Origin of the sequence: Dendrosporobacter sp. 1207_IL3150 (assembly GCF_036763085.1) — a bacterium.
Classification (GTDB): domain Bacteria; phylum Bacillota; class Negativicutes; order DSM-1736; family Dendrosporobacteraceae; genus JBAIYU01.
The window spans coordinates 196304-209159 of sequence record NZ_JBAIYU010000007.1 but is presented as its reverse complement, the minus strand read 5'-3'; the positions used below and the strand labels follow the sequence as shown (position 1 = coordinate 209159).

Annotated in this window: 11 protein-coding genes; 10 read left to right on the top strand and 1 reads right to left on the bottom strand. The window is 40.5% G+C overall.

Features of this window, described 5'->3' with window-relative positions:
* Window positions 1-17 precede the first annotated feature (17 nt).
* From V6C17_RS02285 to V6C17_RS02265, 5 genes are all read left to right on the top strand, one after another.
* A complete protein-coding gene (locus V6C17_RS02285; RefSeq protein WP_333520924.1) occupies window positions 18-938 on the top strand; it encodes a M23 family metallopeptidase in 921 nt (306 codons plus the stop codon).
* Between the two features lie 56 nt (window positions 939-994).
* A complete protein-coding gene (locus tag V6C17_RS02280; protein WP_333520923.1) occupies window positions 995-1372 on the top strand; it encodes a bactofilin family protein in 378 nt (125 codons plus the stop codon).
* Between the two features lie 225 nt (window positions 1373-1597).
* Window positions 1598-2518, top strand: coding sequence for a M23 family metallopeptidase (locus V6C17_RS02275; RefSeq protein ID WP_333520922.1), 921 nt, complete (start codon window positions 1598-1600; stop codon window positions 2516-2518).
* A 73-nt stretch (window positions 2519-2591) separates the two neighbouring features.
* Window positions 2592-2828, top strand: a complete 237-nt coding sequence (locus tag V6C17_RS02270) for a YkuS family protein (RefSeq protein ID WP_333520921.1) — start codon at window positions 2592-2594, stop codon at window positions 2826-2828.
* A gap of 46 nt (window positions 2829-2874) precedes the next feature.
* Complete coding sequence (locus tag V6C17_RS02265) at window positions 2875-3111, top strand: YkuS family protein (RefSeq protein ID WP_333520920.1); 237 nt, start codon at window positions 2875-2877, stop codon at window positions 3109-3111.
* Between the two features lie 56 nt (window positions 3112-3167).
* Here V6C17_RS02265 and yyaC read toward each other — a convergent pair whose 3' ends face one another.
* On the bottom strand, window positions 3168-3734 hold the full coding sequence (gene yyaC / locus V6C17_RS02260; protein WP_333520919.1) for a spore protease YyaC: 567 nt from the start codon (window positions 3732-3734) through the stop codon (window positions 3168-3170).
* A 199-nt stretch (window positions 3735-3933) separates the two neighbouring features.
* On the opposite strand from yyaC, the gene selA reads away from it, so the two are divergent.
* From selA to V6C17_RS02235, 5 genes are all read left to right on the top strand, one after another.
* Entirely contained in the window at window positions 3934-5334 is a 1401-nt protein-coding gene (selA, locus tag V6C17_RS02255) for an L-seryl-tRNA(Sec) selenium transferase (RefSeq protein WP_333520918.1), read from the top strand.
* A complete protein-coding gene (gene selB / locus V6C17_RS02250) occupies window positions 5331-7199 on the top strand; it encodes a selenocysteine-specific translation elongation factor (protein WP_333520917.1) in 1869 nt (622 codons plus the stop codon). The genes selA and selB overlap by 4 nt, the downstream gene beginning before the upstream one ends.
* A 427-nt stretch (window positions 7200-7626) precedes the next feature.
* The gene (locus V6C17_RS02245) at window positions 7627-8733 is read left to right on the top strand and encodes a glutamate synthase (RefSeq protein WP_333520916.1); all 1107 of its coding nucleotides are present in this window, start codon (window positions 7627-7629) and stop codon (window positions 8731-8733) included.
* Entirely contained in the window at window positions 8721-10355 is a 1635-nt protein-coding gene (locus tag V6C17_RS02240; RefSeq protein WP_333520915.1) for a glutamate synthase-related protein, read from the top strand. The genes V6C17_RS02245 and V6C17_RS02240 overlap by 13 nt, the downstream gene beginning before the upstream one ends.
* Window positions 10356-10367: 12 nt before the next feature.
* Entirely contained in the window at window positions 10368-12695 is a 2328-nt protein-coding gene (locus V6C17_RS02235; protein ID WP_333520914.1) for an FAD-dependent oxidoreductase, read from the top strand.
* The last annotated feature ends 161 nt before the right edge of the window (window positions 12696-12856 follow it).

The window sequence follows — 12856 nt, the reverse complement described above, 5'->3', positions numbered from 1 at the left end:
CCTGAGGAGGGTTTGGTTTGAATGATGTAAAAAAACCTGAAAGGCAAGAGTACACAATAATGATAGTACCTCATAAAGGACAAGGTATACGTAGTTTTCGTATTCGAGCTAAAGTAATAAAATACGGTGTTTCAATATTGTGTGCGGGTGCACTTTTACTTACTGGTACTTATGTAAACTATCAACACCAATTAAATGTAGCCGCTGTACAGAAGTCTGAACTCGATGTTCTGCGAAGTAATAAAGGCTCGCAAGAAGCTCAAATTGAGCAATTAGCTAAAGACGCGGCAGGTCTTCAAGAGGATCTTAATAGATTATCTAGTCTAGAAGCTGAACTTCGTCGTCTAGTAAATAGCGAACAATCATCTGGTGTTTCAAGGTCTGGCATCAGCCGTTCAGTACCAATGAACAGTGGGCAGGGAGGACCATTGGCAAAGCCTGCAATCTCAGAAATTTCTGAGTGGGTTGAGCTGCTAAAGTCCGATGTCAAAGCTCGTGAGCAAAGTATAGAACAGCTCAGAAATGAGGTTATTGCAAAGAATGCCAGAATGGCGGTAACTCCATCAATATGGCCAACTGAGGGCGATATAACTTCACGCTTTGGCTGGCGGGATTCTCCTATTGGCTGGGGGAGAGATTGGCATCCTGGTATAGATATAGCAAATAGTTACGGTACACCAATTATTGCCTCTGCTGATGGTGAAGTCGTGGAAAGTGGTTGGAACGGCGGCTATGGCAAAATGGTTAAAATTGACCATGGTAATGGAATTGCTACTGTATATGCTCATAATTCTAGAAATATAGTTAGTGTAGGCAGTTTCGTAAAAAAAGGTGAAACTATTGCCTATATGGGAAGCACCGGATATAGTACTGGGCCGCATTTACACTATGAGGTCAGAGTTAATGGTAATGCTGTGAATCCTGCCAGTTTCTTGTAACTAAATTCTCTAGTTAGAAAATCGACTAATGATAAATGTGAAAGGTAGAGTGAAATATGTTTGGTACAAAAAAAGTAAAAGCCGCCTCCATCGGAGAAGTCGAAACTATCATTGGTAAAGATACTCAACTAAAGGGTTCAGTTAAAGCAAATGGTACAATAAGAATAGACGGTGATTTTGACGGCGAAATAGAATCCTCACACGATATTATTATTGGTGAGGGCGGAAAGGTTACTGCTACAATTAAGGCTCGAAATGTTATCATCTCCGGAACTGTACAAGGAAATATTAGTGCCACCGGCAGACTGGAGTTAATGGCAAGCGGAAAGCTGTTTGGTGATATAAAAGCGAATTCGCTGATAATAGGCGAAGGTGCATTATTTAAAGGGGCCAGCGATATGTTAGATAGCTATGCTAATGAAAATATAGCATAGTGTTAAAGTAAATAATTCAATCACAACTTAAAAATATACGACATCTCCGGACGTTCTGGAGATGTCTTTTTTCATTTGCATGACGATTAATGATACTTTATTAAGTGCTTAAAAAGTTGGACAATCGAATATTTATTATTATCAAATGTGGACATAGAGAAGGGATTTACAATAATTTACAGAATATAAAATAAATGCCAATAGAGAATTTCGGAGGGATACGAAGTGAAGTCTGATATAACAGAAGGTAAAAGATATACTCTCACCTTATCATCCGGAGATGCAAATAATCATCGCATTATTCATATACCATCAAGGTATTTACGCTATAGTACTGTAGCAATTTGTTTTATTGTAGTATGCCTCAGTATGTTTTTTATAGATTATCGATCAGCAGTTAAGCAAACTGTTTTATACAAACAAGAGATTCAGAATTTGCAGCAAATTAATGATTTTCAAAGCGGACAAATAAAAGAACTAGCAAAAACTACAACGGTATTGCAGAAGGACATAGACAGATTAAATAATCTAGACGCTGAAATCCGTCATTTATTTAACAATGAGTCTAATGTTACTTCTGTTTCTCGCGCAGCAGTATCGCGCTTATCTCACAATAGCGGACAAGGAGGCCCCAGTGTACAGCCGTCCTTAACAGAAATTATGAGTACAGTATCGCAATTACAAACAATTGTGCCTATTCGAGAAGAAAGCCTATTAGAGTTAAAAGATGCCCTTATCGAGAGGAACGCTAAAAGGGCGGCGACACCTTCAATGATGCCAGCAGCAGGCGAAATAACATCTAGGTTTGGCTGGCGTAGTTCCCCATGGGGCGGCGACGGCAGTGACTGGCATCCTGGAATTGATATCGCAAACGATTATGGCACACCAATATACGCAACGGCAGCTGGTAACGTGGCATTCAGCGGTTGGTTCGGCGGCTATGGGAAGCTTGTAAAGCTTGACCATGGAAATGGGATTGAATCATTATATGGTCATAATTCTCTTAATCTTGTGGATGAAGGAGAGTGGGTTCAGAAAGGACAAATAATAGCTTATATGGGAAGTACGGGCAATAGTACAGGGTCTCATGTTCATTATGAGATTAGAGTTAACAATAATGCAGTTAATCCAGCCAAATTTTTGTAAAATTACTTTTCGCAAAACTTAACAGACATGAAAAAAGCACCTCTGCAAACAATAAAATTAGGAGGTGCTTTTTATGTTGCGTTTAGTTTCGATTGAAACTGGCCTTGAAGACATTAAATCGCATCTTAATGATTGTGGCTATCAGGTTGTTGATATGGCAGAAAACTTGCGTCCAGTCGAGGCTGTTATTTATATGGGCGCACCAACCAATAGCTCAGTCGCAGCAAAAGCTGCTCGCGGTACTGCCGTTATTAATGCCGCAGGCCTTACTGCAGAGCAGGTTGCATCATGTCTAGATGAAAGACTGTAACGATTAAGACTGAATTTGGCAAAATTAATAATAAGGAGGTGAACTAATGCAAGGAATAATTGCGATTGAAAAAAATTTATCACGATTAGCTGATTTGTTGGAAACAGAAGGATATGACGTTGTCGATTTAGAGAATACTAATATTGATTCAGTTGACGCTATCGTTCTAAGCGGGGTAGATAATAATATAATGAATATGCAAGATATCCAGGTGCATGTTCCGATAATCAATGCAGCAGGAAAAAGTACTGAAGAAATATTAGAAGAATTAGAACGCCTATAATAGAAATAAGTACCAGGATAATTCCTGGTACTTATTTCTATTATAGGTATTTATATTTAATGAACTGTTCGCATTGCGAAAGAAAGACTATTTGCGATTGTATCAGCCATTTTCATAACGAGATTTAATCTTGTACTTTGCAGTACCAAATGTTCCATAAATCCTCCTACATTGACAATACCGGTAATATAGGCATCACCTACGGCTGGAAGATCTTTATTGACGGCAGCTCCTGGCTTTACGGATCCACGCCCCAGCGATACGCAGCCGACGCTTTCTAGACGCCCTAAACAGGCGTCTATTGCAATAATATAAGGCTTCTCGTAACTTGAGCCAATTGTGGTTACCTTATCAGCAAGGTTGGTTGCATGTATCGGGTCGTCTAAAGTACCGTATACATGGGAATTAAGATTTAGAGAGTGGAGTTTACTGCCTGTTAAGGGGCCTAACGAATCGCCTGTAGAGCGGTCAGTACCAATGCAAACGACGACAATTTCATGACCTGTAGATTTTGCATCTGCAATCAGGGTCCTAAGATTAATTGCAATATCATACATTGCTTGAGGATTATGTACAGAAAACTTGAGTTCAGGTTTTTTTAGTTTGATAATATTCTCCAACATATAGTAACTCCTGTCTAGTTGTATAAGCTATTACCATTATGTGTAATTATGATAATCTTTATACAGCTCAATAGGATATAAAGGGTAATTATGGAATATTATATTAACACTGATGATTTTTCATATATATAAATTTGTATATATAAGAGCGTACCAGTTACTCGACGAGCTTTGCCAATAAAATATTTGGGAGTTAATGATGGATAATAGTAAAAATAACCTACGTAATATTCCTTCGGTTGATAAATTAATTGGAGAATTAAGGAAAAATGAAGAACTGACCACACTTCCCCATAGCCTTTTTTTAAAGTGTGTACAGGAAACTACAGAAGCTGCAAGGCAAAACATTATAGCTGGTCTTGACGAAGAAATATCTACACAGGTTTTGTTAATGAAAATAAAGTCAAGATTAGTCAAGCTAGTAAAGCCTAGTTTAAAACGAGTGATTAATGCTACTGGCGTAGTACTACACACTAACTTAGGCAGAGCGCCCTTGAGTAAAAGGTCAATTGAAAGAGTTGTTGAGATTGCAGGCGGTTACAGCAACTTAGAATACTTAATTGATAGTGGAGAGCGTGGCAGCCGTTATTCACACATAGCAGCTAAAATAGCTGCACTTACTGGTGCTGAGGATGCTATTGTTGTAAATAATAATGCTGCTGCGGTTATGCTAGCACTTTCCGCATTATCATACGGGCAAGAGGTAATTGTCAGCCGGGGGCAACTTGTAGAAATCGGCGGATCATTTCGAATACCCGATGTATTAAAGCAAAGCGGGGCTAAACTAGTAGAAGTAGGAACTACTAATAAAACTCATCTGCGCGATTATGCAAATGCAATCAGTGAAAATACTGCTGCAATTTTAAAAGTGCACACCAGTAATTATCGAATTATCGGCTTTACCTCAGAACCGGATAATAAAGAATTAGTTGAATTGGCAGCAAAAAGCAACTTACCTGTTATAGAGGATCTAGGCAGTGGAACAATAAATCCGATAACTGCTGGACAATGGGATGAGCCATCGGTAGCTGAGGTTATCAAGGATGGAGTGGATATTGTTACCTTTAGCGGCGATAAGTTACTAGGTGCAGGACAAGCCGGGATTATTGCCGGCAAAAAAGAGTATATATCAATTATGAAAAAGCATCCTCTTATGAGGGCAATTCGCGTAGATAAATTGTCATTGGCTGCCCTCGAAGGGACACTAATAGATTATATATCGGGAAATCCAAAAACAGATGTACCTGTGCAATCAATGTTGTGCACTAGCCGCGAAGAACTAGAAGGTAAAGCAACAAGATTGAGCTCTATGTTATCAGGACTATCAGAATTTTGGTGGCAGTCTAATATTGTTGAAACTGATTCACAAGCTGGCGGTGGAGCAATGCCGGAAATGGGCTTTACGAGTTACGGGGTAAGTTTAAAAGCTGCTGAGGTAAGTACAGCAACTTTAGAGCGGCATTTAAGAAATTGGACGATACCAATAATAACCCGTGTTCAATCAGACAGGGTAATTATTGATGTAAGATGTTTAACTGAACAGGATATGACAGTGATTAAGGAAGCCTGCCTGGCGTTAGCGAAAGGAAGAGGTATTTGAAGTATATAGTTTTTGGCACAGCAGGACATGTTGATCATGGTAAGTCCGCTTTAATAAAAGCTTTAACAGGAGTTGATACCGATCGCTTAACTGAAGAGAAGAAGCGTGGTATTTCAATTGATCTTGGTTTTGCGGCAATGGAGCTCGGAGATAGTAACATGGCGGGTATTATTGATGTTCCTGGGCATGAGCGATATTTAAAAAATATGCTTGCTGGAAGCGGTAGTATTGATGCTGCATTGCTGGTTATAGCTGCAGATGAAGGAATCATGCCGCAAACAACTGAGCATTTAGCTATGCTTAATTTATACGGGATTAAGCATGGGTTAATTGTGCTAAATAAGGTAGACAAGGTCGCGTCAGACTGGCTGGAACTAGTACAGGAAGAAATATGTGAAGCAGTGAAAGATAGTTTTCTTGAAAATGCGCCTATTTGTCATGTTTCATCAACAACAGGTTTGGGTTTAAATGAACTACGCGCAAGCATGCTTAAGGTAGCTCAAACGGCAGATGCCCGTAACAGCGAAGCGCCATTTAGATTATGGATAGATAGAGTTTTTTCGGTAAAAGGCTATGGTGCTGTCGTAACAGGCACTGTTCTAAGTGGAAAAATTGTAGCTGGAAATAATGTAGTGTTATATCCAAAGGAAGCTTCGGTAAGAGTAAGAGGTTTGGAGACACATGGTAATAAAGTAGAGATGGTTGAGGCGGGGCAAAGAGCTGCAATAAATATTACAGGAGCAGAATTTGAAGAGATTCGCCGAGGGATGGTTTTAAGCTCACATGCAGTTACCCAGGTAAGCACAGAATGGGATGTAGTAGTGAAGTGGCTTTGTGCAGTGGAAACTGGTACTAGAATTAGACTTCATATTGGTACAGGGGAATTTATCGGGCGGATCTATAAATTTAAGAATTCCGATGACGGTTATATGAAATTAATTCTCGAAGAACCAATTGGTGCAGCTGCGGGTGATACCGGGATAATAAGACTTTACTCGCCGCAAACTCTATTAGGCAGTGTCAAGCTAATCGGAGTTTCAAAGCGGACTAGGAAAATTGAAGAATCAAGAAAACTATTTGCGCAGGCTTTGAATAGTGAAAACCTTAACGATATTATAGGTCATGCCCTAAAGCAAACTTCAAGTTTTATGACAGTTGAAGATTTAAATAAAATGATCGGTTTTAGATCGGTGCGTGGGATTAAGGAAACTCTTGAAGAACTAGAAGCCGAAAACAAAATAGTTGCTATAAACAATTATTATATAGATGCAAATTTGCTACAGAATGTTACATCTCAAATTGAAGAGTTATTGAGAACTTATCATAAAGAGTTTCCTGAGAAAACTGGCATATCACAGGAATTAGTAAAACAGCAGTTAAAAGTTAGTACAAAAGTTTTCCATCAATATCTGACTTATTGGCAGGAGACGAATAAAATTATATTATCAGAAGGCTATTTAGCATATAAACAGCATGCAGAAAATCAAATTGAGTGGGAACAGGATCTTCTGTCAAAAGCAGAAAAGGTGCTAGGAAATAACCACATTATACCATTAAATATTGAGGATTTTTTTGCTAAACTTAAGCTTCAGTCTAAAATTTCTAAGGCTGCATTTGAAACACTTTGTAGGCATGGTTTGTTAGTTAAGGCTGGAGATATGTATGTATACCGAAAAACAATTCAATACATTGTTGACCTATTAAGAGTACATTTTTGCAACAATAGTACCCTAACAGTAGGCGAATTTCGCGATATGATTAACACTTCACGCAAATATGCCCTACCCCTTCTGGAGTACCTAGATTTGCATAAATATACAGAAAGAGAAGGGGATATACGACGGGCAGGCTGTAAAATCAGCTAGTTTTCAGAAAAAATTAATTTTTAATATGCATATTGACAGTATAACTTTTCGTTCTTATAATAAAGGTACATTAACAATCAGTTCTTTACAGGTGAACAAATGTATTTATATTATAAGACCGACCAAATCGATCCGTTAAGGAGAGACAACTAGGAAAGTATCTGGCAATTTTGCAAACACAAAGAGAGTGCGATTTGCTAAGATATTGGTGCATTGAAGCACTCGATGACCGTGGGCTAATCGGCCCTGCGGAAGTTCCTGGAGAAGGTTCCGGTACTTACGCAGGGTCTTTTATTTTTTTGTACGATAAGAAAGTATAAAACTTTCTTACATGCATAAGGGCAACATCGACTTGTGCTGTCGCTTAGGCTCGGCGCAAGACGTGTTTTCTTTATTTGATAATTATGGATAAGAGGTGGGGGATAACATGTGCAGAATAGGCGCTATAAAAAGTAAAATACCGTTTCATCCTTCGAAGGCTCTGCATTTAATGCTTCCTCAGCAGGAGGGGCATGATAATTCGGGTTTTGCGATGGTTATGCAAGATTTAGCCGGGGTATTCGGTAATTATAAAGATAAGCCGTTATTGTCTTTAGCCTGTACACAGAACGGAGCAAAACTGGTCGAAGACTATATGGAAACGCACAACTTCGTTCAAATAAGCGAATGGATTCCTAAAGGAAGCAAGAAGCAAGGTTTAGATATAAAGGCAATGCCGTATTATATTTTCCGAAATTATGACTATCCAGAGCATTATCGTGATGCCTCTGACAAACAGAAGGAAGAGCTCTTGCTGGACACAAGGTTGGCACTAAGAAAGCTTCTTGAAAAAGATGAGCAAGGGTATGTTTATTCTTTTTGGCCAGACGTGTTGACATTAAAGGAAATTGGTGATCCACGCGATATAGCAACCTATTTTAAACTATGGGATGACAATGGTGATCTTATGGCTAAGAATGTTGTAGTTCAATGCCGTCAGAACACCAACTATGATATTGTCCGTTATGCCGCCCATCCATTCTTTTTGCAAGGGTATACTCTTTGCGCTAATGGTGAGAACACCTTTTATACTAAAAATAAAGAGTATCAGAAATCTCTGCATCGTGGATATATTGGGTTTGAGTCCGATTCACAAAACTTCCTATATACACTCCATTATGTTCTTCATCAGCTTAACTGGCCGATTAAATATTACAAGCATGTAATCACTCCTCTGCCGTTTGATGAAATCGAACAGCGTTCTGACAAGGAAGTTTTAAAAACCATTCGTCAGTCATTAGGTCATCTTGAGATTAATGGACCTAACACCATTATTGCCCTTATGCCTAATAATCATATGATGACATGCTGTGACTCCAAAAAACTTCGCCCGGTTGTTGTGGGTGGAGATGAGAATACAATCGCGATCGCCTCCGAAGTATGCGGTCTTAATGTAATATTGCCTAATCGTAACCACGAAAACGATATATATCCGAATGAGCGGGAAGTAGTAGTAATAACAAATGATTTGGAGGTGCAGAGATGGAAACAGTAAAAACACAAGACGTTACTGTTAATGATTTGAATTTTAAAATCCAATATGACCATGATCGCTGTACCATGTGCGGCAGTTGTGTTGCAGCCTGTACATTCAATGCCATTGAGGTTGTTATGGAACGCCGTTCGGTAACTGTTTCTACAGGTCACCAGCCTGAACCATCTCAGCGCCATTTAGCCGTACCGATCATTAGACAGAAAACAAACCTTGCTGATGCCTGTGTAGGCTGTGCGATGTGCGAAAAGGTATGTCCTAACAAAGCAATTAAGCCTGTACGCAATGAAGATACTCGCCATAATCTCTTAGCTCGCAGTGGTGGTTCTCCGCTAAAACGCGGCGGACGTACTAATCTAAATGCTCAGCGTACTCTTGATAATATTGTCGTTGGTCGTATCTCTCAGATGACTGACCCATCACTAGACTCTGAGCGTCATACTTTCGATATTCTAGCACCATTTGGACGGGTTTTGTTACCACAAGAACTTCCTTTTGCTGCTGAGAACGGCGAACTTAAAATGACCTCTAAGACACCTCCAGTGCATTGGATATATCCAGTTATCTTTAGTGATATGTCAATTGGAGCGTTATCAACGCGGGCGTGGGAAGCTGTAGCTCTTGCGACGGCTTACCTTAATGAGAAATACAATCTTCCGGTACGGATGTGTTCTGGCGAGGGTGGTATGCCTGTTAAGCTGATGGAATCAGAGCAGCTTAAATATATGATTCTTCAAATTGCGTCCGGCCACTTCGGTTGGAACAGAATAATAAAAGCAATGCCCAATATGAAGGTTGACCCTGCTGGTATTCTTATTAAAATAGGTCAAGGTGCGAAGCCAGGAGATGGTGGACTTTTGCCTGCAGCCAAAGTTGCCGAGCATGTTCAGGCTATTCGCGGTGTACCTAAGGCTGACCTTAACTCACCACCAAATCATCAAGGGTTATATTCAATCGAAGAATCGGTTCAAAAGATGCACTTATCGTTAAATGCAGCCTTTGGGTTTCGTGTGCCTGTTGCAATTAAGTGTGCCGCTTCGGCTACATCAGTATCGGTATATAATAACTTGCTTCGTGACCCATATAGAATTTGCGGGGGCTTCTTCCTTGATGGTATTCAGGGTGGTACTGGCGCTGCTAACGAAGTATCGCTTGATCACACCGGTCATCCGGTGGTATCAAAGGTTCGTGAATGTTATCTTGCTGCCGTTAAACAAGGTCGCCAAGGTCAGATACCTCTATGGGCTGGCGGCGGTATAGGTTTAACTGGTAATGCTGCTGCCGATGCCTTCAAAATGATTTGTTTAGGTGCTAATGGAGTATTTATCGGCAAAGTTTTGATTCAGCTCTTAGGCTGTATAGGCAATGAACGCGGACGTTGTAATGCTTGTTCAACAGGTAAATGCCCTACAGGTATCTGTACGCAAGATCCTAGACTTGTTAAGCGCCTTGATATTGATAAGGGTGCGCAAAATATTGTTGATTATATGCTGGCCCTTGACAGCGAACTTCGCAAATTAATGGCGCCAATTGGCAATAGTTCGTTGCCTGTAGGCCGCTCCGATGCTTTAGTAACTATGGATAATGCTGTTGCAAATAAACTGGGCATTCAATATGTATGTTAGGAGGGAAGCTGAATGTTTAAAATAAGTACAATTGAAACTAACAACCGTATGTCTACGCAAGATTTGCTTATGGCTATTAATGAAGCGTTGGCAAATGGCGAAACAGAATTTTATATAGAAGCTTCCGGTCAACATGATATTGGCGGTCCATTATGGCATCCGGAAGGCAAAACTTTAAAGTTTCATGTAACTAACGCCGGCCAGCGCGTCGGATCAATGTGTCTAGATAATACCGAAATTATTGTAGAAGGCTCTGCATCAGCCGATGTGGGCTGGTTAAATGCCGGTGGTAAGATTGTTGTCAAAGGCGATGCGGGCGATACAGCCGGGCATTGTGCTGCTGCTGGTACAATATATATCGGAGGCCGTGCTGGAACTCGCTCCGGCTCGCTGATGAAACATGACCCACTCTATTCAGCACCAGAAATGTGGATTCTTAAAAATGTCGGCAGCTTCTCTTTCGAATTTATGGGCGGCGGTATTGGTGTAGTTTGTGGTTATGACAGCGCCCAATTTGATTCAGTGCTTGGTGACCGTTCCTGTATGGGTATGGTTGGCGGTACTCTATACTTCCGTGGAAAAGCTGGCGGGGTTTCTAATAAAGACGTAAAAATTACGCCATTAAACGATTCAGATATTGATTATCTTGATAGCAAAATGGATGATTTCCTTAATTCGATAGGTCGTCCAGAGTTGCGTAGTGAGCTAAGCAAATGGGATGAGTGGCATAAGGCTGTGCCTTTAACTTATGACGAGCGTCCTAAGAAAGCTAATACTAATATTTATTCGTTCCGCAATGAGCAATGGATTGATGGTGGTATCTTTAGCGATGTATGCAGTGATGATTTTGCCGTTATCGGTCTTGTAAACTCAGGCCTTTATCGTCAGCGCATACCGGTATGGGAAAACGCGCGATACGCTGCGCCGTGTGAATTCAACTGTACAGCATCAATTCCTTCACAACAGCGTTTCAACTTGCTACGTGAAGGCAAGATAGAAGAGGCATATAAACTTGTACTAGAATACACTCCTTTCCCAGGTTCGGTGTGCGGTGCTGTTTGTCCTAACCTATGTATGGATGACTGCAGCCGTAAAAATATAGATATATCTGCTCAAATTGGTCTTTTAGGTCGTCATTCTGGTGATGTGACATTAGATAAAACTACTGCAGCGACAGATAAAAAGGTTGCAGTTATCGGTGGCGGTGCTGCAGGTCTAACTGCTGCTTGGCAGCTTGCCCGTAAGGGTCATGCAGTAACTGTATTTGAAGCAGACGCTAAGATGGGTGGTAAGATGGAGCAGGTTATTCCGCGCTCACGTCTGCCTCAAGAGACATTAACTCGTGAAATTCAGCGTATTGCTGATATGGGAGTTGAACTAGTTAATAACTATAAAGTTAATAAAGAGAAATTCGCAGAAATTAAAGCTAACTATGATGCTGTAGTTGTCGCAACAGGCGGTCATAATGCTCGTGTTATTCCATGGCCTGGTTATGAGCGGATTGTTAAAGGCTTAGATTTTTTAAAGGCTGTCAATCGTGGCGAAAACCCAGCGGTAGGCCGAAAGGTTGTTGTCATTGGGTGCGGTAACTCCGGTATGGATGCCGCAATCGGAGCATACCAAATGGGAGCTGAGCAAGTGACTTGTATTGACGTACAGCGCCCGGCTGCGTTTGCTAATGAAATTGCCCATGTCGAAGAAATGGGTGGAGTCATTCAATGGCCTGTTATGACAAAAGAGATTACGAGTGAAGGAATCATTACTCAAAACGGCGATCTTATACCAGCAGATACTGTTATCATCTGTATCGGTGAGACTCCAGAATTTGATTTCCTCCCAGAAGGTGTTTCGGTTGAGCGTGGGCACCTCGTACCTGGTAAGAATTATCTTATCAGCGAAGGTATATTTACGGCCGGTGATACAATTAAACCAGGCAGATTAGTAGATGCAATTGGTGCAGGTCGTGAAGCCGCACTTGCAGCAGATGCGTATCTTGTCGCAAGTGAGTATCAAACTAAACAAAAAACACTATTGCCTGCTGGAAAACTCAGTACCGCATACTTTAAAAAGTGCCATAGCTGCGATGTACCTGCTGCTACCGAAGATTACAATCGCTGTATTAGCTGTGGTACTTGCCGTGATTGCCATATGTGCTACAAATCCTGTCCTGAGAATGCAATCTCACGTAAGGTATTGGCTGATGGCAGCTTTGAATATGTGACTGATGCCAATAAATGTATTGGCTGCGGCATATGTGCTGGAATTTGTCCTTGCGGTATCTGGACTATGTATGTTAATAACGAACCGGTTAATATGTACCGAACATATAATAAAATATAACTGCCAGAAAGGCCTGGCTTAAACTTTTAAAGTAGTTTAAGCCAGGCCTTTATATTTTAATTGGTAAATTTAACAATATTAAAGGAATATTATGCTACTAACTAGTGTAAGATGGATTAAAATAAGATAGCTAATGTACACCCGAGAAGCACTGATGTATT

Bases quoted from the DNA above. Each gene is read 5' to 3' on its own strand.
- yyaC (WP_333520919.1), bottom strand. From the start codon at position 3,734: ATGTTGGAGAATATTATCAAACTAAAAAAACCTGAACTCAAGTTTTCT.
- V6C17_RS02245 (WP_333520916.1), top strand. From the start codon at position 7,627: ATGTGCAGAATAGGCGCTATAAAAAGTAAAATACCGTTTCATCCTTCG.
- selA (WP_333520918.1), top strand. From the start codon at position 3,934: ATGGATAATAGTAAAAATAACCTACGTAATATTCCTTCGGTTGATAAA.
- V6C17_RS02235 (WP_333520914.1), top strand. From the start codon at position 10,368: ATGTTTAAAATAAGTACAATTGAAACTAACAACCGTATGTCTACGCAA.
- V6C17_RS02280 (WP_333520923.1), top strand. From the start codon at position 995: ATGTTTGGTACAAAAAAAGTAAAAGCCGCCTCCATCGGAGAAGTCGAA.
- V6C17_RS02265 (WP_333520920.1), top strand. From the start codon at position 2,875: ATGCAAGGAATAATTGCGATTGAAAAAAATTTATCACGATTAGCTGAT.
- V6C17_RS02240 (WP_333520915.1), top strand. From the start codon at position 8,721: ATGGAAACAGTAAAAACACAAGACGTTACTGTTAATGATTTGAATTTT.
- V6C17_RS02270 (WP_333520921.1), top strand. From the start codon at position 2,592: ATGTTGCGTTTAGTTTCGATTGAAACTGGCCTTGAAGACATTAAATCG.